Origin of the sequence: Psychrobacter sp. Arc9, assembly GCF_041431295.1 — a bacterium.
Classification (GTDB): Bacteria; Pseudomonadota; Gammaproteobacteria; order Pseudomonadales; family Moraxellaceae; genus Psychrobacter.
This window is the reverse complement of sequence record NZ_JASMRK010000001.1, coordinates 146688-166377: the sequence shown is the minus strand read 5'-3', so window position 1 is coordinate 166377 and position 19690 is coordinate 146688. Positions and strand designations below refer to the sequence as shown.

Here is a 19690-nt window from a genome sequence, read left to right as displayed (position 1 = left end):
AAATTCTATTTAAGGAATTTCCCTTGCAAAACTAAAATTGAAGCACAATTTTTTAACGTTATTTTTTAACGTTTCTCAGGATTGAAGCAATGATTAAAGATAGGATTGACGCGACCGACTTTAGAGATGCCATGTCTTTGCTAACGACTGCGGTCAATGTGGTGACCACAGCAGGTGCGACGGGCATGCATGGGTTTACAGCATCGGCAGTATGTAGTGTCACAGACACACCGCCGACCTTGCTGGTCTGTATGAATCAAACGTCTCGGTCACATGGCTATTTTCTGGAAAACAAGATTTTAAGTGTCAATGTGTTAGGCGCGCAACATGAGCAGCTGTCCAATGCTTTTGCCTCTAAACTGTGTTCAGAAGAACGGTTTGAATATGGTTCTTGGACACAATTACAAACAGGCGCTCCTGTGTTAGAAGATGCCTTGGTCAGCTTTGATTGTGAGATTGAACAAATTCAAGAAGTTGGCACACATAGCATCTTTATGTGCCGCGTTGTCGCCATCAATCAGGCTGAGCCACAAGGCGGAACTGATAAAGGGTTGGTTTACTTCAACCGTGCCTATTCTAGAGTTGGGCAAGTGGAGCTTATTTAATCCAATATCTACAATCCAACACCTAAGCCTATGGGCTATTGCTCGTTCAATATTGAGCAGGCATTTAACTATAATTATCATCTCATTAAATCTAAATAAGAAGTAACTATCCTGTGGAATTAATAACTTTTTTAATAATAGGGGCGCTAGCAGGATTTGCTGCGGGGCTATTTGGAGTGGGCGGTGGCACTATCATCGTACCACTGCTATTTATTGTCTTTACGCAAATGGGTTACAGTCCTGACAGTATTATGCACTTGGCCTTGGGTACTTCACTGGCGACTATTATCGTTACATCCATAAGCTCGCTCATGGCGCACAACAAAAAGGGCGCAGTCATGTGGCCTGTCTTTAAAAACCTGACACCAGGTTTAGTAATAGGCTGTTTTTTAGGGGCAGGGATAGCAGGACAGATATCTGGGTTGTATCTTCAGTTGATTGTTGGTGTGTTTTTGCTTTGGGTCGCTTATAAAATGTTTATGGGTGGCAAAAAGAAAGCAAATAACGATGCTGGTAATGTTCATATAGCTTTGCCTTCAAAGCCTAAGCAGCTAGCAGCAGGGGCGGGTATCGGTATCGCTTCTGCTATTTTTGGGATTGGCGGTGGTAGCTTAACCGTACCTTATCTCACACGTTACGGTGTGGTTATGCAAAAAGCCGTTGGAACCTCAGCCGCATGTGGATTGCCTATCGCGATTGCAGGTGCGCTAGGGTTTATGTTCTTTGGTATGCAAGCTCAAGTCGACGTGCCCAATACGATTGGCTTTGTCCATATCTATGCTTTTTTAGGTATTAGCATCATGAGCTTTTTCACCGCTAAGCTAGGCGCAAAAGTCGCTCACGCATTATCGCCGCAGTTGTTAAAAAAATGCTTTGCAATACTGTTAACCGTCGTAGGCTGTTACTTCTTATATAAAGGATTGCTCTAAGTAATTTGAGATTAATGGATGTTTGAAAGGATTCAAGGGCAGGTTTTCAATTAGCATACCAACTAGCTACATTCTTAAATGATAGCTAGTCGGTATGTGGCTGTATAGGGAATATGTTGAGCCAGTTTCTTATTTAGCTAAATCACTTAACCAAATACTCGCCATAATATCCAAAATATTCCTATCATTAAGACAGCGATCACGAGCAATCGTTTTAGCCAATAAGGCAGTAGAGGTTTCTTATAGCCTAAGTCATTCAACTGACTATCGACACCATCTTGTAGCCCCTTAAACCCTTGACTCTGTTTGGTGGTTTTAACACGATTTTTTACCAATGGTCCAGGCTCGTCTTCCTCTTGCTCTCTATCAAAGCTGATGGCTTGATTTGGAATGCCTTGTTTACTAGCGATAGTATTGAGCTTCTGTTGTTGCTTTACTTTTAGCTGGGTCTCATAAGCATCAATTCTACTTTTGGCTTCATCCATACTGATGTTTTCGTCTGCCGCCAAAGTTTTAATAGCCATTACTAGGTTGTTTTTTTCGACCATCATAATGACGTCTCTTGGCAACTTGGTATTGACCGGTTTTGCGCTAGGGTCGGGGTTAAACATGACTGTCCTTATTACGGCGTATAAGTTGGAATGAGTTATATGCTCATTATAACCATGTTAGATAAGCAATGTTCAAGCAAAAAAATACCGCGGCCACTATGGTGACTGCGGTATTTTATTATTTATCGTTATTGGCAGTTTTGCCAATATTTGATAATTATAGATCTTTCCAACGTTGGATAGACTCTTTGATGACTTCTTTCGCTTCTGCGACATCGCCCCAAGATTCAACAACCGTCGTACCAGCTTTTTTCAGGTCTTTGTAATGGCTGAAATGGAACTCTAACTGGTTGATTAACTGCTTTGGTAGGTCTTCTAAGCTGTTGTAAGCATTGCCTGTATCACGGTCATCAGCAGGTATGACAACGATTTTGTCATCTACTTCGCCATCATCAACAAACTTCATGACACCGATAACTTTGGCTTTTAAGAAAATACCAGTCGGTAGTGGCTGTTCAGTCAATAGCAATACGTCAAGCTCATCACCGTCTTCGTCAAGTGTTTGTGGGATGAAGCCATAGTTACAAGGTTTGGCAAAAATCTGTGGGTCAATACGGTCAAGCTCAAATACTGCTAATTCGCGATTCCACTCAATTTTATGGCTGCTACCAGCTGGGATCTCTACTACTACATTGATGATGCCGCCGTCTACGTCGCCTGCGTCCAAAATTTTGTTAAAATCTGCCATAAAATGCTCCAATTTGCTTTTGTTTTAGATGTTTGAATAAGGGGTTGAGCTAGGGATACAGCAAGGATAATTGCTGCGTCCAATTTGTACTGCATGCGATTATAGCAAGTTTGTACTGAATTTTCTCTTAATATTTAAGTCTAAGCGTGCAAGATATTATGCAAAAATAAGCTCAAAACTTACTTAGGCGCGATAGCTCGTAACTCAATCAGACCAGCATGGCGCTTGGCGATGTTATCAATAAGTTTTTGAGTGACTGTCTCATAGCTGAATGAATCGCTCATTTGCTGCTCAGTCTGCTCAGTCTGCTCAGTCTGCGCATCTGGCTCTGTTTGCGCATCTGGCTCTGTTTGCTCTGAATCTGTCTGCATGGCTACAAAGTCAGACAATCGCAACATTTGCATGCCAGCATAGCCACAAGGATTGATGGCGTTAAATGAAGATAGGTCACAATTTAAATTAATCGCAATACCATGGTAGCTAAAGCCATGCTTAATCTTAAAGCCTAGCGAGGCCATTTTGCCCAGCATAATCTTATTATCAAGAGAGTTGTCATCTGTAGAGGTGCTGTCATCTGTTGCAGCAGTATCTGCATATAAGTAGACACCTGGGGCATCGCGGCGTGCATGAGCACTGATATTGTCGCTACTAGATGGTGAGCTACGCAAACAGTCATTGATGACGTCTTCTATCGCTTGCTCAGCATGGGAGACAAGATTGCGCACACTCCATTTGAGACTGTCCAAATCAAACAACCAATAGAGTACTAACTGCCCATGACCATGCCATGTCACTTGACCACCGCGATCGGTCTTGATGATAGGCGTGTCAGTACGCTGTAATATGTGCTCTTCTTTGCCTGCCTGTCCAAGCGTGTAGACATCGTTATGATCGACAATCCACAATTCATCAGGCGTACGCAGCCCTTGTTGTTTTTTTAGATCGATACGTTCGAGGGTGCGTGCCAGCATCGCATCGAGAGTAGGGACATAATCGGCCGCTGAGAGAGATTTGCTGACAAGCGTATCATTAAGGGGTTGTGTGTCATTTTGCATGAGAGTATCTGTCTTATTATTATCAAGTTTAAAATAAATAATGCTCATCGGTAGTGTAGCAGTTTTGGCGACTATCGCCCAAAGATATATACTGGCGCAATGTCTGTAAATGGCGTAAATGCTAATAGAAAACAGCTAGCAATTGATGACGAAATAATAGGTATAGAACAGTGGCAAGTGGTTCATAGCGGTACTGCTAGTACAGACGCAGTAGTCAACCAAAGGTGCTGTTCATTGCTCAGTCGATGCGCTACATTAAAGTGTGATGAATGGAATCTGATGAAATTTATAGTCAGAGTAGGTTATCAAAGAGTGCACCTGACTAGAAAGATAGAGCCTCTAACCCAATATAGTATAGTGACTACAAACCTTATGACTATTACTATGATTATGACAAGGAAGACAAATGACAGATAGCAACCAAAGCGTCCATGAGCAGGCAGTGACCGAGACCGGTTTTGCACTGCAGCGTGTGCCTGAAGCCCTAAGTACGGCGACGACTATCGATGAGATGAAAGCGCAGTTTTCACGCTTGCAAATGTTAAGCCGCACCCAGCCAATCAACGATTGGGGCACTCGTACGATGCAGCTAGACAATCTAGAAGTGATGCTTAGCGACAACCAAGAGAGTTTTGCAAAGGCGATTAGTGCAGATTTTGGCTATCGTAGCCAGTCAGAGACGCAGTTTGCTGAGTTGTTTCCTAGCTTTACCGGTATCAGCCACGCTAAAAAACACGGCAAAAAATGGATGAAAGCACATCGTGCGCCTATTTCAGCGCTATATATGCCAGCCCATAATGAAATTCAGCCTCAGCCATTGGGTGTGGTCGGTATCATGGTGCCTTGGAACTATCCGTTATTTTTAGCAATCGGCCCGATGATTGATGCAATCACCGCGGGCAACCGCATCATGGTCAAGATGAGTGAAGCTGCGCCGCAATTTGCTCAGACGTTTGCTGACGCCATTGCTCGTTATTTTTCGCCAGATATGATCTGTGTGGTGCTCGGTGAGGTTGAGATTGCAGCCGCCTTTAGTGAGTTACCGTTTGACCATCTGCTGTATACCGGATCGACTGCGGTGGGCAAAAAAGTCATGGCTGCCGCTGCACCAAATCTAACGCCAGTGACGCTTGAGCTTGGTGGTAAATCACCAGTGATTGTACTAGATGATGTCAATCTAGAGTCTGTCGTCAATCGAGTGATGATGGGTAAGACACTAAATGCTGGACAGACGTGTATTGCGCCAGATTATGTCTTGATTCAGCGCCAATACCATGACCAGTTTATCCAACTCGCAAAAGAGTGGATGACCAAGCATTATCCTGATATCGAAGAAAACCCAGATTACTCTCGCATTATTAATGGTGAGCAGTTCAAACGGGTAAAAGGCTATCTAGATGCGCTAACAGGTGGCGAGGTGCATGCGTTAACTGGCGCCGAACCCAATATAGAAACCCGTCTGATGCCGCCAGTCATCGTCAGCGAGCCTGCGCCTGATAGCGACCTTATGCAAAATGAAATTTTTGCTCCGATATTGCCGCTGATGCATTATGAGACGCTTGATGATGCCATTTACTTTGTAAACTCGCGTCCACGTCCATTGGCGCTATATGTGTTTAGTGACAACTACAGCAGTATCGAAAACGTACGTAATAATACGGTCTCAGGTGGCTTATGTATCAACGAAGTTTTGATACATGTGGCTCAGCATGATTTGCCGTTTGGTGGCGTAGGTGATTCTGGTACTGGCGCATATCATGGTAAGGCCGGCTTTGAACGTCTCAGCCATATGAAGCCGGTTTTTGTCCAAACCAAGCTCAATGGTCTGAATTTACTATTGCCGCCTTATGGTGGACTGTTTAAAAAGGCGATGGCGCTGTTTTTGAAATAACTGTTCTTGAAATAACAGTCTTTAAAATAACAATTCTTGAATTAGACATTTTATAGTAGCTATAGAAATTAATAGTGACCTTTTTTAGTCGATATCATAACCAATAGCACCTATCCAGATAGGTGCTATTTTTTTGTCTAAAATACCAATTTACAAATATAGGTTTCTAAAATTAAGAGCGACTTTTCATAAGAGCTTTATCAAAATTATCGTAAATTTATCTAATGCGTTAATCGACAAATAAGCGTTTGTCATCACTTCTATAAATCGCTACACTTTGTAGTAAGTCTAAACAACAGTAGATAGTAGCTCAATGGTCTAGAGCCAGCATTGGTAAACTTGATATAGTGACGTTTAGCTGTTTTTTAGTTCTATTGTTTTGATAGTGATTTCATGCCGATACAACATAATAATAGGAAAGAGTATGCGCCAATGTATTGCATTAAGCTTACTGTGGATGAGCGCGTTACTACTGCCTGTATCGGCGTCAGCGGCGTGTGAATCACCGATCAAATTTGGGGCGCTAACCTGGGAGAGTGGGCAATTTACCTCCGGCGTACTCAAATATATCGTAGAAGACGGATACGGCTGCACAGTAGAAGAAGTACCAGGAGCAGGGCCTGCACTTGATACAGCGCTCTCACAGAATGACATTCAGGTCATCGGGGAGCAGTGGGTTGGCCGTTCGCCAATCATGGAAAAAGCCATTGAGCAAAATAAAGTGGCCATCATCGGCGATACGCTAAAAGGTGGTGCAACTCAAGGCTGGTATGTCCCGCGATACGTCTTGGAAGAGAATCCAGGACTTCGCAGCTATCAAGATTTGCCTAAATATACTGAGCTATTTAAAGACCCTGAAGATCCTGGTAGATCACGTTTTATGAACTGTCCCTCTGGTTGGACGTGTGAGATTTTTAACACACGTTTGCTAAAAACCACCGGTCTAGACAGCCTTTTCAACAACGCACACCCTGGTACAGGTGCTGCTCTTGATGCCGAAATTGCCTCCGCTTTTGAACAGCATAAGCCACTGTTGTTTTACTACTGGCAACCCACTGGGCTAATGGCAAAATATGACTTTGCGCCATTAGAGTTCCCAGCTTATGAGGATGCTTGTTGGCAAAATCTGCTGCTCGCTGATGGTAAGATGGATTGCGTGTCAGGATTCCCAGTATCGCCGTTAGGTATTGCCGTTTCTACCCCGTTTGTCGAATCCAATCCCGAACTAGCAGCTGTCTTTGAAAAGGTGCAATTTACCTCTGATGAGCTAAACGGTGCTATCTTGGAGATGAGCGAAAGTAAACGCACTGGCGATGAGCAAGCCATGGTGTTTTTGCGTGACAACCCAGAGGTTTGGCAAGCATGGTTATCCGATGAGGCCGCTACCAACCTCGCTACCAAGTTAGGCCTTAGCTCAACGGGTGCTGTCTCTACAACTGCATCTAGTATCAATGCGTCAGCGCTCGCCTCAAGCTTTCCTTCATGGTCGCTTGAGACCCCACTCAATAATGCCTTAGCAAATGTGGTCCAAAACTATGGTGATGTATTTCGTACTATTAGCACAATGGCGCTTACTTACCTGCTATTACCTATTGAACGATTATTAACGGTTGTCCCGCCTTGGCTTATTATTGCATTTGTGACTGTGCTTGGCTGGTTTGGTGTCCGCAAGATTTGGTTTGCGCTGGCATGTGGTGCAGGGTTGTTTTTGATTGGTGCTTTTGGCTTATGGGGCGCATTAATTGACACTCTAGCGCTGCTTATCGTATCGGTACTGGTCACGGTGGTGATTGGTATTCCTATTGGTATCGCTATGTCAGGTAGCAAACTGCTACGCAAGACTGTGACGCCAGTGCTAGATATCATGCAGACCATGCCGAGTTTTGTATATCTCATACCAGTGCTGATGTTGTTTGGTATTGGTAAAGTGCCTGCGTTATTCGCGACCGTGATTTATGCTTTGCCACCCTTGATTCGTCTGACGACATTAGGGATTACGCAAGTCAATCATGAAATGGTCGAAGCAGGACGATCCTTTGGTAGTACCCACCTACAGCTGCTCCTTTGGATTAAATTGCCACAAGCGTTGCCCAGTATTATGGCAGGTATCAATCAGGCCGTAATGATGTCACTTGCCATGGTGGTATTGGCCTCAATGATTGGTGCTCCTGGGCTTGGTGAAGATGTATTGCAGTCTATCCAAACGCTCAATATCGGTCAGGGTCTACAAGCAGGTACGGCCATCGTTATCGTTGCTATTATCATTGACCGTATCACGCAAGCATTCGGTCAAGGTAAGCGTACCCGTCAAAAAACCATCGAAGCAGGCAGACGTCCGATTGGATAGAAAATTATCTAGTGGTATACGATTGAACCCATGGTAATTGACCGAAGCCCTAATAATAAAAACCACGTGAATAGTGAGAGCACCGATGAATCATATCCAATTAAAAAATATCAGTAAGATTTATAATGCCAGTAGCACGCAAGCACAGTCTGCATTGGCATTGCTGGCTGAGGGTATGGATAGCATCAAAGTAAAAGAGCAAACGGGCTATTCAGTTGGTCTGTATAATATCAATCTAGATATCAAGGCAGGCGAGTTGCATTGCATCATGGGACTGTCAGGCTCGGGCAAGTCAACGCTGATACGCCATCTTAACCGCTTGATAGATCCAACCAGTGGTGAGATATGGGTAGATACTGCTCTGAATAGAGACCGTGCGACTCACACAACAGCTGATAGGCAATTAGCGACAGCTAATATGAGTACGGTAGCAGAAGAAAGCTCTGCTACGGCTATTAACATTTTAGCGCTCAACGATAAACAGTTGCAGCATTATCGTCAGCAGACCGTCAGTATGGTTTTTCAGCATTTCGGCTTAGTGCCGCACATGACGGTCATACAAAACGTCGCTTATGGGCTGCGTGTTCGAAAAATGAGCGTAAACGAGCGACACGAAACGGCTCGACATTGGCTCAATGAAGTTGGTCTATCGAGTTTGGAAAATAGCTACCCTGATGAGCTATCAGGCGGTATGCAGCAGCGCGTCGGGCTAGCTCGTGCTTTAGCGACGGACAACCCAATTTTGCTAATGGATGAAGCGTTCTCTGCACTTGATCCGCTCATTCGCGCTCAGCTGCAAGACCAACTACTCGAATTACAAGATCGACTGAACAAAACCATTGTATTTATTACCCATGATATCGATGAAGCTGTCAAAGTAGGTCAGCGTATCAGTATGCTAAATGGTGGTCGACTCATACAAACGGGGACGCCAAGAGAGTTACGGCACAATCCTGCTGATGATTATGTGGAGCAGTTTATGAGTGCAAAAGCTTAAGCTGTGTTAACCATCCATGAATAGGTTGTCTGGATAGACTTATACGATATTTTTATGAATGGTCTGAGTAATTGTTTTATTGGAATTTTACTGTTCTTTTTCGGCAATCAAAAGTGAACTCTGAAATAAATACCAAACTTCGTTATACTGAACGGTTTATCGATGGCTCATAATGAATGAGCGTGTATTGTTTATCGTCCACATATGATGTCGCTTTGTCTATCAAATGACGTTTGTTTCTTATTTTGCACTTTTAAGGCCATAGCATGACCGTTTCTTATGCACCTATTATTACTTCATTGCTTGATAATGATTTGTACAAATTTACGATGTTACAAGCCATGCTGCATCAGTTTCCGCAAACCCATGGTGTTTATCGCTTTCGCTGCCGTAATAACAAAGATGCAGCCTATCCGTTGGCTGATATCCAAAAAGATCTAGAGCAGCAACTAGACAGCTTATGCGAATTGCGCTTTTTGCCAGATGAGCTAGAGTACTTACGTAGCTTACGCTTTATTCGCTCAGATTTCGTTGATTATCTAGAATTATTTAAGCTAAAACGTCGTTTTATTACGGTAAGTACAGACGATAAAGGTCGCCTGTTTATCGATATCGAAGGGCCAATGATTCAAGCGATGTTCTTTGAAGTATTTGTACTAGCCATTGTCAATGAGCTGTATTTTAATGCGCTATCTAATGACAGCGTGATTGAAGAAGGACAACGTCGCCTCGATGCAAAAGTAGCGCTATTACATCAGTATGCCGAAGAGCAAACCCAGTACGATCAGGATACACCGCCATTTATCGTCGCTGATTTTGGCACGCGTAGACGCTTTAGTCGACGCTGGCAAGCACACGTAGTGAAAACGTTACATAAAGCCGAGCCAAAGATAGTTGGTGGTACATCAAACGTATATTTGGCCAAGCAATTAGGAATGACGCCAATAGGCACCATGGCGCACGAGTTTATGCAGGCGTTTCAAGCATTAGATGTGCGTCTGCGAGATTCACAAAAGGCCGCGCTTGAAGCGTGGGTGCATGAGTATCGTGGCGACTTGGGTATTGCATTGACAGACGTAGTCGGCATGGATGCGTTCTTGCGTGATTTCGATTTATATTTTGCCAAGCTATTCGACGGTCTGCGTCATGATAGCGGTGACCCTTACATCTGGGGCGATAAGGCGATTGCCCATTATGAGAAGCTAAAAATAGATCCAAAAACCAAGATTCTAACTTTTAGCGATGGGTTAGATTTAGAGAAGGCGTGGGAGCTGCATCAATACTTTAAAGGTCGCATTAGAACCAGTTTCGGCATCGGCACCAATCTAACCAATGATATGGGCATTACGCCGATTAATATCGTGCTCAAGTTGGTAGAGTGCAATGGTCAGCCAGTCGCTAAGCTGTCTGATAGCCCAGGCAAGACCATGATCAATAACGACACGTATCTTGCCTATCTGCGTCAAGTGTTTGAGGTTGACGAACCAGAGTAAACCAAGTATCAAACTGTTGCGTTGCCAAATGTGCCAAATGAGATTGATACGCTTGGCTTGACCAAACAGCTGCTATCTAGTGGCTGTTTTTTTAACTATCAACACTACTGGTAGATTTTTCTTCGGCAAAGGCCGCATCTAGTGCTTGCTGTACAGCATTGATACGAGTCTCGCAAACGCGATAAGCGGCAATAGATTCTTCGACCGTTGTCATCAGATTATCAATATCAGGCTCATCCTGTTGCTGTAGTTCAGCCGCATTGGTTTTTAAGATATCGTAAGCCGCCTTAAAGGTTTTTGGGGCGGCTTTTTTGCGTCTGCGAGTAGGGGTAGTCATAAAATTTCCTAATTTTTAAAGGTAAGTCGGTGAATAATCGTTAGATATTATTATTTGGTTAATTTAGAGTGTCTGAGTTTTTCGTCGCTTCTTTATCCATATTGACATCGATAATCTGTGCTTTTGCGTTGCCATCTTTTAAAATGATATTGACAGTTTGCTCAGGATACAGTTGGGTACTACTAGTGAGGGTTTGCTTGTTTTGAGCATCCGTTAGCATGGTATAGCCTTGCTTAAGCACACGAGATGGTCGATGTAATAGCACGATGTCACGTAGATGTTCGCTATCGCGCTGTGCTTGCACAATTTGCTGCTGCGCGTTTTGCATGATTGACTCTTGATAACTTTTGCTATTGGTAGCGGCTTTTACAAGTTGTTGATGCGCCAAGGTTTGCGTTTGTGTGTATCGCTCAGCCGTCAGTCTAGCTGCTTGCTTCACTTGACGCTGTGCGCTTTGTTGAATACTGCGCCATGCATAGTCACTGTCTTTTCGTAGAGCGGTGAGCTGCCCAATCGTTTGCGACTGCATTTGGCTTAACTGGCGTGCGGTTTGTTGCTCAGCAGTATTCAATTGACGCTGAGCCGCTTGCTTGATTTGCGCTTGATATTGTAGCGTCTGAGTGACGAGCTGGGCCAAGTGGCTATGGATAGCAGCAATTACTTTTGAAGGTGTATCAAAACTGGTATGTGCCACTTCATCTAAGATGACTTTGTCACGCTCATGACCGATACCCACCCAGACAGGGACAGGCTGCTCAGCAACCAAAGCTGCCAACTCATAATCATTGAGATAAGCCAAATCACCAACCGCACCGCCGCCGCGAATAATGACCAACAAGTCTGGTAGACGCTGATAAATTTCATAAAACTGCTGCTGGGCGCTAACGATGGCTTGACGGATTTCAGCGGGCGCATGATTGCCCTGAAAAGTTGCATTATGGTAGTGGAAGTGACACGCACCTGTACTGGCTAAGCGATCAGCGTCTGCTTGAAAGTCACCCAATCCGGCTGCCTTTTCAGGGGCGATGACCAGCACATGCTCAATATCAAAAGGGGCAGGTAACTGCTGATTGAGATGTAATAGCCCTTCACCTGTTAGGCGGTCAACCATTTCTGCATACTGCCGTGCCAAGTCGCCTAGCGTATAGCTAGGATCAATATCTTCAATGGTGATTGAAAAACCGTACTGGGCATGGAAGCCTGCTGATACTTTGAGGAGTACGGTCAAATCACGCTCAAGCGGCATGCCAGTTGCACGTTCAAACTTAGCTAATACACGAGCCGCTTTAAAGCGCCAGAGATTGCCACGGCAGCTGGCGACCACTTTGCCGTCGTCATCTTTTTCTGCCAGTTCAAAGTAGTAATGACCACCTTTACTCGACAGATTACGGATTTCAGCTTTTACCCAGACACGGTGGTCAAAAGTTTGTTTGATGACCATCTCAACCGCTGATAAATAATCACTTAGGCGTAGAACCGTATCCTCTAGATGGTCTTCCTGCTCAGCGAGTTCTGCCTCTAGAGTGGCCAAATCTTTGGCAGGTGCTAATACTTTGGCCTGTTTAATATTTGAAAGATTGGGTTTGCGCATAATATTAGACCAAAGGTAATGAAAATATAAAGACTGACGAGGATGTGCTGAATACGATAGCGGATAGTTTAACTTAAAAAGTAGAGTACAAAAAGCGAAGCCAACAAGCTTTGATTGATATATTATCTATATCGCAGTTTGTTGGCTGTTTAATCAGAGAAGGATTGTATGTCACTTAATGTTAGCGATTAGATCGTAAACCTGTTTGCGTCTAAAAGAGATTGTCGTGTAGAGAAAAGTAGATGGATGTTTTTAGCTAGATATAGTCGGTTCAAGATAATTCAGATACAAGGAAGGCAAGCGAAAGTGCTACAAATAGTAGACTGAGTGAGCCTGACACTGTATCTGATTTATATGGTATTGACGATATTTATTGGCAACGGAAGTTAATGGTGTATTCGTAATCATCGCTACGTGACAGATCTGGAGTACCCGTGCCAAATATCGAGCCAACGACAGCACCTACTTGGCCAACCATACGACCAGTGCGTTCGTTTAAAATACCATTATATTTTACATTATCATCAACGATAATCACTTGCTTGCTTCGACAAGTTTTTTGAGCACTATCGATTGCATTTTGCTGTGCTTTGACTTTGGTATCAGCGATACCGGTTGTCTCATAGATAGAGTTGGCACGCTGAATCACTGGTGAAGAAGGTGTACTTTGACAGGCGCTCAAAGCAAGTGCAGCCACTAACGTTGCCGTCAAGCTGGCAGTTTTATTAAAAGTATTCATAAATAATTCCTGATTTATATAAGCAGAACGTCTTAGCGATAGGCAAAGCTTTATGAATGTAGCTTATCTAGATATTACCTGTCTAGACAGTTATTGTGTGCTGTATTACGGGTATATTGCCGATGAACCTTGCCCTAGATATAAATCAATTTAAAACTTCAAGAACAGCAATATTGCAAAACTACAGACAACCGTTATTGACCAAAAATAAAACAAGTCGCATCCGTACACAGCAAATCACTTGAAATATAAATTGTATCTAGGATAATTGAGCCATTCATTTTTTATTAATAAGTAACACTATGCAATTGATTCCTGCTCCTGCCGGCGTGCTCGAGGTTGACGCACTGTGGCAAAATGACAATCCTAATGATCCAGATACAGACACGGTGGCGCTGCTGTGCCATCCCAATCCGTTGTTTGATGGTACGATGAATAACAAAGTGGTCACCACCATGTATCGCTTTGCCCGTGATAATGGTATGCATGTGGTGCGCTTTAACTTTCGCGGTGTTGGTCAATCGACAGGCGAGCATGATTATGCGGAAGGTGAAGTGGTCGATGCAATGACCGTGCTACAATGGATTGCTGAACAAACCAATGCTCGAAAGCTATGGCTAGGTGGTTTTTCTTTTGGTGGCTATGTTACTGCACGCGTGGCTGAGCAAGTGCTTGAAGCCGCACATATATGGGGGCTAGGTGACTTTGAAGTGACGAAAATTGCCCTTATCGCACCATCAGTCGAAAAAAACGACAGTACTGATATTAATTTGCCTGCGGATAGAACTTTTGAGATTTATGGTAATGCGGATGAGGTGATTGAACCTGATAATATGCAGGCATTTGCAGACCGATTAGGTATTGAAGTCAGCGTGGTCGATGGCGCGGGTCATTTCTTCCATGGTCGCTTATCAGAGCTCAAAGGTCTATTAGACAAGCATAGCTTTGGGCAGGACAGCTAAGTTTATTCATAGCTAATTCAGCTTGATGGTTTCCGTTTTGATATGGTTTAGCATGGCTTGCTTGGTAGCACCAGCGTTATGCTAAATTTCCTACTATTTTGATATTTATTTAATTCAACGATGAGTCGTATTATGAGTTTATCTCCATTGCAACGTTACGAGAAAGCCGTCAGTACAGATGAGTTTACTCGGGATGAGCAGCAATTTCAGGCCATGAGCTATCTTGATGAGATATACCATCAGCTCATCAATAGCGCACCGCAAAAGAAAGGTTTTTTTGGCTTTTTAAAATCTAAACCTGTCGCGCCAACAGGCCTTTATATGTGGGGCGGGGTGGGCCGCGGCAAAACATGGATGATGGACATGTTTTATGACTCGTTGACCATCGAACGCAAGATGCGTCTGCATTTCCATCATTTTATGCAGCGTGTCCATAGAGAGCTTAACAAATTACAAGGTGAGAGCGATCCGTTAGAGAAAGTCGCTGATATTATTTATAAAGAAGCAGTTATTATCTGTTTTGACGAGTTTTTTGTTTCTAACGTCTCTGATGCCATGATATTGGGCGATTTGTTCACTATGCTGTTCAATCGCGGTATTACTTTGGTTGCGACCTCAAACATTGAGCCAGCTGGACTGTATAAAGATGGCTTACATCGTGACCGTTTTATGCCTGCCATTGCGGAAGTTGAGCGTCATACGACGGTAATGAATATTGACTCGGGAATTGATTATCGTCTGCGCGTATTGCAACAAGCTGAGTTATACGAAGCGCCGCTTACTAAGGCGAACTACCATTGGTTAGCCAACCGTTTTGCGAGCTTGTCAAATAATCAGAAAATCAGTAAAGAGCCCATTACTATCAATGGACGAGAAGTAAAAATCAACGCTTGTACCGAAGATATCTTATTCTGTGACTTCCGTCATCTCTGTATGGCACCGCGATCAGCCGCTGATTTTATTGAGCTTGCCAAACGATTTAGCACTGTTTTAGTTGACTCTGTGCCAGCACTAGATGACGACTTGCGTGATCCAACGCGCCGCTTTATTTACCTCGTCGATGAGTTTTATGATCGCCGTGTAAAACTATTGGTACGGGCAGAGCAGCCTATTCTAGACTTGTACCAAGGAGAGAAGTTGGCGTTTGAGATTGAACGTACTCGCTCACGTCTGCTTGAGATGCAGTCAGAAGACTACCTACGCATGGACCACCGAGTTGAAGATGTTGCGTAGTTTATTGCTGAGTTGAGACTGCCTATGTGTAGCTCTCAATTGCTCTATAATTGTTAGAAAATAAGAAAATGATATTATAAATAATAAGTAGTGATAGATAATAATAAATAAGGATAAAACAATGACTACAACTGACAATGTTGATAATGAAAGCCAAGAAATAGAAGACAACAAACTGTCTATTAAGAATGTAGCAGCGAATGACATATCATTTACCAGTGATGAGCTGATAGGTTGGATAAATTCAAGACGCAGCATGGGCAATCTAGATGAGCCAGCACCGACGCGTTCGCAGATTGAGTCTGCCATTGAGTGTGCGGCAACTGCGCCAGATCATAAAAAATTGCGTCCGTGGCGGTTTATTGTGACGCAAGGTGAAGCGCGCCACGAGTTAGGCCGTGCCTTGCTCGAAGCTGCCCAAGCAAAAGCGCTAGAAGATGGCGAAGAATTGTCTGAAAAGACCATCACTAAAACTAAAAATATGCCGCTGCGAGCGCCGCTAATCATAACGGCTGTGACTCAAATGCAAGAACACAAAAAAGTGCCACCTTTTGAGCAAATGCTCAGTGCGGGTGCCGCTGTACAAAACCTAATCTTGGCATTAAAAGCTCAAGGGTTTAGTACCGTTTGGCGCACTGGGCTGCTGTGTAATGAGCCTGCAGTAAAAGCGTATTTCGGTGTAGGCGAAGATGATTATGTGACCGCTTTTGTTTATACTGGCACAAGTCCCAAGGATGAGTCCAAACGCAAACCTATTGATATCGAACCGCTAGTTCGCTTCGAGTCGTAATGTAGCTCAGTACTGTCTATTAATAAGATTATAATTTCATAAAGTTGTAATTCAAAGATAATAAGGCCAGTCGCTGAGCACGATAGATTCTATTGATAATACGTCAGTCAACACGGATAAAAGAACATGACAAGTCCTAACAATAGTAATAAAGACAAAACCAGTGCTAAGAATGAGACGGACAAAGAGTCGTCTGAAAAACAGAACGGTATGCTTGCAGGTATTCTTGAGCGAGCAACCAAGTCAGGTCTCGGCCGAAAAAAGTCAAATCCTAGCCCTGTTGAATCAGCTGTGGCAAAGGATATGGCCGACATTCATAGCAATCCAACCAAGCTGCGTTTGGCGTTTTTGGGTGGTGGTAGCTTTGGTACGGCAATGGCAAATTTAGCCGCACGTAATGGCTGTGATACCACGCTGTGGGTACGTAATAAGCGCACCGTAAAAGCGATGGCAAAAACACAAACCAATAAGAAGTATCTACCAGGCTACAAGCTTGATGATCGATTGAAATACAGTCATGATTTGGCGGCAAGCGTCAAAGATAAAGATATTATTTTTATCGCTGTGCCAGGTTTGGCCTTTCGCGAAACGCTAAAAAACATCGCACCTTTTATCAGTGGTCAGTCTATTGTATCGTTGACCAAAGGTATGGAAAAAGACACCTTTGCGATGATGAGTGATATCATCAAAGAAGTGCTGCCAGAAGTGAATTTTGGCGTCATGTCAGGGCCGAACCTCGCTATCGAAATCATGAAAAATATGCCGTCTGCTACGGTTATCGCAAGTGAGTCGGAACCGTTGCGTCATGCCGTGCAAGCAGCATTACACAGTGCCTTCTTTAGAGTATTTGCTAGTGATGATATACGCGGCGTCGAGCTTGGCGGCGCGCTAAAAAACATCTACGCAATTGCCATGGGTATGGCAGCAGCTTATGAAGTAGGTGAGAATACTAAAGCGATGATCCTTACTCGTGCTTTGGCAGAAATGAGTCGTTTTGGTGTTGAAGAAGGCGCCAATCCGCTCACTTTCTTGGGCTTATCAGGGGTAGGCGACTTATACGCTACCTGTAGCTCAGAGCTAAGTCGTAACTATCGTATCGGTAATATGCTTGGACGCGGTATGAGTATTGATGCCGCGGTCAAAAAGCTTGGCCAAACCGCTGAAGGGGTAAATACCATTCAGCAAGTACATGAAAAAGCGACCAAGGCGGGTATCTATATGCCAATTACCCATGCGCTCTATGCGGTCATTTATGAAGACAAAGCTGCTCTAGGCGTTGCATTGCATCTAATGGAAGCAGGATTCCGTAGCGATGTTGAGTTTGTCATGGCGCATGATCATAGCAATGCAGCACTTACCGCTCATATGAAAACCTCTGGTAGCAATACCAAAAGCAAAGACAGCGATGCTGATAAGTAAGATATATTACTAGAAGACAGTATTGAGAGAGTCGAACTTAGCGCTCCAAGGAAGGTTATGAAAATTATATTAGTACGTCATGGTCAAGCAGAAGACGAAACACGTCCAGATAGTGCACGTCAGCTGACGGACTTTGGTCAGCAGCAGGCAGCGCAAACGGCAGAGTATGTGACCACTCACTATAGCCCAGATCGTTTTGTAGTTAGCCCTTATATTAGAGCGCAGCAGACTTTGTCTGCGTTCCAGTCACGAGCACCGCAAGCCGCCTCATCTGTGCAAGACAATATCACGCCCTCGGATGACGCTCGCCAAGCTTTGATAGATATTGCCAATATTGAAGCTGAGTGTTTGGTCGTTGTTTGTCATATGTCTATCGTCGCCTATATCGCGGGATTGCTTACAGGGGATTATCCTGAGTCATTTTCTCTAGCGGAAGTCAGAGTGTTTGATATGGAGTTTGTGATGACTGGCATGGCAACGGAAGTTGATCGTTTTGTTCCTGACCAGCCTTATTAGACTAGACATTCTAATATTTTGCTTAGAAACGATTTGCTAGAGCAGAATTGATTGGATATGACGGATTTAAAATGGTATTGGCGAGAAGCATGCCAGCTATTAATCGTATAAAGTCATTCAGTTATTTTAAAAACCGTATCAACCTTAACAATATTTTGATAACCGCAGCAATAATTGAGGACACGTTTAGTGTTACATGTTTGGTTACGAGCGCAGCATAGCCCGCTAGCTGTCTGGCACGAAGATATACAGCAATGGCAAATGGTTGATGGTTGGCAACAGCTACAGACAATCTATGGTAACTATAAGTCCAATAGCCAAAAGGCGCTTTGTCTATATTTTCCCTCAAGTCATGCATTGCAAGTGGATACGGCACTTAATGCTGCTCAGCTTAAACAGCTTGGTAATGGCGGCAAGCAATACTTATTTGAAGAAACTTCATTAACACCTATTGAGCAATTAAACATCCGCCAATTGAGCCATGCTGATACGACGCAATTGTATGCACTGGCACAAAACGATATTGAGGCATGGCAGCAAAGTGCGCAGCTAGCCGGTATGAATATAGTAGCGTTACTGCCAGATTTTTTATTGTTGCCACCGCCAGAAGAGGGCGCAGGTCAGCAAGTGACTCTTTATCAAGATTCGCAGACTATGCTGCTGCGCCAATCATTGCGTCAAGGTATGGCCGTCAGCTATTTACCACTAATGTTTGAGCGTTTCCCGCATTTAAGTGAGGTAAGGGTGTTGCCTTCTATTGAGGCAGCTATTGACGCATCGGTCGACTCGCTAGATTCCTCATCGACGCTAGAGTTAGCGGCGCAAACTAAAGCGTTGATCGCTGATCATCAGCTATTGCTGACGACTCTGTCTACAGTACCTAAACCAATTGACAGTCCCGAACGTCACGTGCTTAATTTCTTTATGAAATCTACTGACTCACAACTATCACCATACCTACGGGTGGCAATGATGGTTGCGCTATCAGCGTTAGTGCTGCAAATGGCAACCGATGGTGTGCAGTGGTACAAGTATAATGAAGCAACCGCAGCAACCAAGGCTGCAATTGCGGCACAGTATCAGTCTTGGTTCGCCGATGAGCCGCTGAGTACACGCACCAAACTGCAAGTACAGCTGCAACCAAAACTGCGTAGCGATAGCCAAGCGCCTGCATCGCATATGGCCGCACTGTCACGCATATCACCGCTGATTAAACAGTCCTCATTGCATGCACAGTCATTGGTAATGCAGCCATCAGCGCTCAGTTTTACCTTGATTGCCCCAGATCGCGGTAGTCTTGATAAATTTACGAGTACACTGGTAGCACAAGGCTTAAATGCCAAATTAGAGCAAGTCAATAGCAATGAGCAAGGTCAGTTTAGTGGTCAAGTCACCGTCAATGTGGTAGAAAATAATATTGTAGAAAACAGCGACATGACAAGCAATGCGGCAGCGTCGTAACTCATCAAGGTATTGGTAATAAAGGT

18 protein-coding genes are annotated in these 19690 nt (G+C 43.9%); 12 read left to right on the top strand and 6 right to left on the bottom strand.

The genetic code is table 11. The annotated features are described in order from the left end of the window. Nucleotides 1-89: 89 nt before the first annotated feature. Nucleotides 90-605 carry a flavin reductase gene (locus QO187_RS00670; RefSeq protein ID WP_101205395.1) on the top strand — a complete coding sequence of 172 codons (516 nt, stop codon included), beginning with the start codon at nt 90-92 and terminating at the stop codon, nt 603-605. A 113-nt stretch (nt 606-718) separates the two neighbouring features. Next, nucleotides 719-1534 (top strand): sulfite exporter TauE/SafE family protein, encoded by an 816-nt coding sequence (locus QO187_RS00665; RefSeq protein ID WP_101205394.1) that lies wholly within the window; start codon nt 719-721, stop codon nt 1532-1534. A 146-nt stretch (nt 1535-1680) separates the two neighbouring features. Here the strand turns inward: QO187_RS00665 and QO187_RS00660 are convergent, their stop codons facing one another. From QO187_RS00660 to lipB, 3 genes are all read right to left on the bottom strand, one after another. Continuing rightward, nucleotides 1681-2145 carry a hypothetical protein gene (locus QO187_RS00660; RefSeq protein WP_101205393.1) on the bottom strand — a complete coding sequence of 155 codons (465 nt, stop codon included), beginning with the start codon at nt 2143-2145 and terminating at the stop codon, nt 1681-1683. Between the two features lie 157 nt (nt 2146-2302). Continuing rightward, a complete protein-coding gene (locus QO187_RS00655) occupies nt 2303-2833 on the bottom strand; it encodes an inorganic diphosphatase (protein ID WP_101205392.1) in 531 nt (176 codons plus the stop codon). Nucleotides 2834-3012: 179 nt separating this feature from the next. Then, nucleotides 3013-3888, bottom strand: a complete 876-nt coding sequence (lipB, locus tag QO187_RS00650) for a lipoyl(octanoyl) transferase LipB (protein ID WP_371546661.1) — start codon at nt 3886-3888, stop codon at nt 3013-3015. Between the two features lie 406 nt (nt 3889-4294). Here lipB and QO187_RS00645 point away from each other — a divergent pair, with 406 nt between their 5' ends. The 4 genes from QO187_RS00645 (at nt 4295) to pncB (ending at nt 10616) form a co-directional block, all read left to right on the top strand. Next, nucleotides 4295-5779: a coniferyl aldehyde dehydrogenase gene (locus tag QO187_RS00645; RefSeq protein ID WP_371546658.1), complete on the top strand. Its 1485-nt coding sequence runs from the start codon at nt 4295-4297 to the stop codon at nt 5777-5779. Between the two features lie 424 nt (nt 5780-6203). Continuing rightward, a complete protein-coding gene (locus tag QO187_RS00640; RefSeq protein ID WP_101205388.1) occupies nt 6204-8126 on the top strand; it encodes a glycine betaine ABC transporter substrate-binding protein in 1923 nt (640 codons plus the stop codon). Nucleotides 8127-8211: 85 nt separating this feature from the next. Continuing rightward, nucleotides 8212-9123, top strand: a complete 912-nt coding sequence (locus QO187_RS00635; RefSeq protein ID WP_101205387.1) for an ATP-binding cassette domain-containing protein — start codon at nt 8212-8214, stop codon at nt 9121-9123. A gap of 266 nt (nt 9124-9389) precedes the next feature. Then, entirely contained in the window at nt 9390-10616 is a 1227-nt protein-coding gene (gene pncB, locus QO187_RS00630) for a nicotinate phosphoribosyltransferase (RefSeq protein ID WP_101205386.1), read from the top strand. Between the two features lie 91 nt (nt 10617-10707). On the opposite strand, the gene xseB is transcribed toward pncB, so the two are convergent. The 3 genes from xseB to QO187_RS00615 form a co-directional block, all read right to left on the bottom strand. Beyond that, on the bottom strand, nt 10708-10953 hold the full coding sequence (xseB, locus tag QO187_RS00625; RefSeq protein ID WP_101205385.1) for an exodeoxyribonuclease VII small subunit: 246 nt from the start codon (nt 10951-10953) through the stop codon (nt 10708-10710). A 58-nt stretch (nt 10954-11011) separates the two neighbouring features. Then, on the bottom strand, nt 11012-12544 hold the full coding sequence (xseA, locus tag QO187_RS00620; RefSeq protein ID WP_371546652.1) for an exodeoxyribonuclease VII large subunit: 1533 nt from the start codon (nt 12542-12544) through the stop codon (nt 11012-11014). 370 nt (nt 12545-12914) lie between these two features. Next, complete coding sequence (locus tag QO187_RS00615) at nt 12915-13283, bottom strand: hypothetical protein (protein ID WP_102090963.1); 369 nt, start codon at nt 13281-13283, stop codon at nt 12915-12917. 302 nt (nt 13284-13585) lie between these two features. Between QO187_RS00615 and QO187_RS00610 the strand changes: the two genes are divergently transcribed. The 6 genes from QO187_RS00610 to gspL all read left to right on the top strand — a co-directional run bounded on the left by QO187_RS00610 (nt 13586) and on the right by gspL (nt 19664). After that, a complete protein-coding gene (locus QO187_RS00610; RefSeq protein WP_371546649.1) occupies nt 13586-14245 on the top strand; it encodes an alpha/beta hydrolase in 660 nt (219 codons plus the stop codon). A 132-nt stretch (nt 14246-14377) separates the two neighbouring features. Beyond that, nucleotides 14378-15478: a cell division protein ZapE gene (gene zapE, locus QO187_RS00605; protein WP_057759500.1), complete on the top strand. Its 1101-nt coding sequence runs from the start codon at nt 14378-14380 to the stop codon at nt 15476-15478. Nucleotides 15479-15599: 121 nt separating this feature from the next. Beyond that, nucleotides 15600-16268, top strand: a complete 669-nt coding sequence (locus tag QO187_RS00600; RefSeq protein WP_371546648.1) for a nitroreductase family protein — start codon at nt 15600-15602, stop codon at nt 16266-16268. A gap of 126 nt (nt 16269-16394) precedes the next feature. After that, nucleotides 16395-17687, top strand: coding sequence for an NAD(P)H-dependent glycerol-3-phosphate dehydrogenase (locus tag QO187_RS00595; RefSeq protein WP_371546646.1), 1293 nt, complete (start codon nt 16395-16397; stop codon nt 17685-17687). Between the two features lie 57 nt (nt 17688-17744). Beyond that, the gene (locus QO187_RS00590) at nt 17745-18203 is read left to right on the top strand and encodes a histidine phosphatase family protein (protein WP_371546644.1); all 459 of its coding nucleotides are present in this window, start codon (nt 17745-17747) and stop codon (nt 18201-18203) included. 189 nt (nt 18204-18392) lie between these two features. Continuing rightward, nucleotides 18393-19664, top strand: coding sequence for a type II secretion system protein GspL (gene gspL, locus QO187_RS00585; RefSeq protein ID WP_371546641.1), 1272 nt, complete (start codon nt 18393-18395; stop codon nt 19662-19664). The last annotated feature ends 26 nt before the right edge of the window (nt 19665-19690 follow it).

Bases quoted from the DNA above. Each gene is read 5' to 3' on its own strand.
- QO187_RS00670 (WP_101205395.1), top strand. From the start codon at position 90: ATGATTAAAGATAGGATTGACGCGACCGACTTTAGAGATGCCATGTCT.
- QO187_RS00660 (WP_101205393.1), bottom strand. From the start codon at position 2,145: ATGTTTAACCCCGACCCTAGCGCAAAACCGGTCAATACCAAGTTGCCA.
- QO187_RS00655 (WP_101205392.1), bottom strand. From the start codon at position 2,833: ATGGCAGATTTTAACAAAATTTTGGACGCAGGCGACGTAGACGGCGGC.
- lipB (WP_371546661.1), bottom strand. From the start codon at position 3,888: ATGCAAAATGACACACAACCCCTTAATGATACGCTTGTCAGCAAATCT.
- QO187_RS00645 (WP_371546658.1), top strand. From the start codon at position 4,295: ATGACAGATAGCAACCAAAGCGTCCATGAGCAGGCAGTGACCGAGACC.
- QO187_RS00640 (WP_101205388.1), top strand. From the start codon at position 6,204: ATGCGCCAATGTATTGCATTAAGCTTACTGTGGATGAGCGCGTTACTA.
- QO187_RS00635 (WP_101205387.1), top strand. From the start codon at position 8,212: ATGAATCATATCCAATTAAAAAATATCAGTAAGATTTATAATGCCAGT.
- pncB (WP_101205386.1), top strand. From the start codon at position 9,390: ATGACCGTTTCTTATGCACCTATTATTACTTCATTGCTTGATAATGAT.
- xseB (WP_101205385.1), bottom strand. From the start codon at position 10,953: ATGACTACCCCTACTCGCAGACGCAAAAAAGCCGCCCCAAAAACCTTT.
- xseA (WP_371546652.1), bottom strand. From the start codon at position 12,544: ATGCGCAAACCCAATCTTTCAAATATTAAACAGGCCAAAGTATTAGCA.
- QO187_RS00615 (WP_102090963.1), bottom strand. From the start codon at position 13,283: ATGAATACTTTTAATAAAACTGCCAGCTTGACGGCAACGTTAGTGGCT.
- QO187_RS00610 (WP_371546649.1), top strand. From the start codon at position 13,586: ATGCAATTGATTCCTGCTCCTGCCGGCGTGCTCGAGGTTGACGCACTG.
- zapE (WP_057759500.1), top strand. From the start codon at position 14,378: ATGAGTTTATCTCCATTGCAACGTTACGAGAAAGCCGTCAGTACAGAT.
- QO187_RS00600 (WP_371546648.1), top strand. From the start codon at position 15,600: ATGACTACAACTGACAATGTTGATAATGAAAGCCAAGAAATAGAAGAC.
- QO187_RS00595 (WP_371546646.1), top strand. From the start codon at position 16,395: ATGACAAGTCCTAACAATAGTAATAAAGACAAAACCAGTGCTAAGAAT.
- QO187_RS00590 (WP_371546644.1), top strand. From the start codon at position 17,745: ATGAAAATTATATTAGTACGTCATGGTCAAGCAGAAGACGAAACACGT.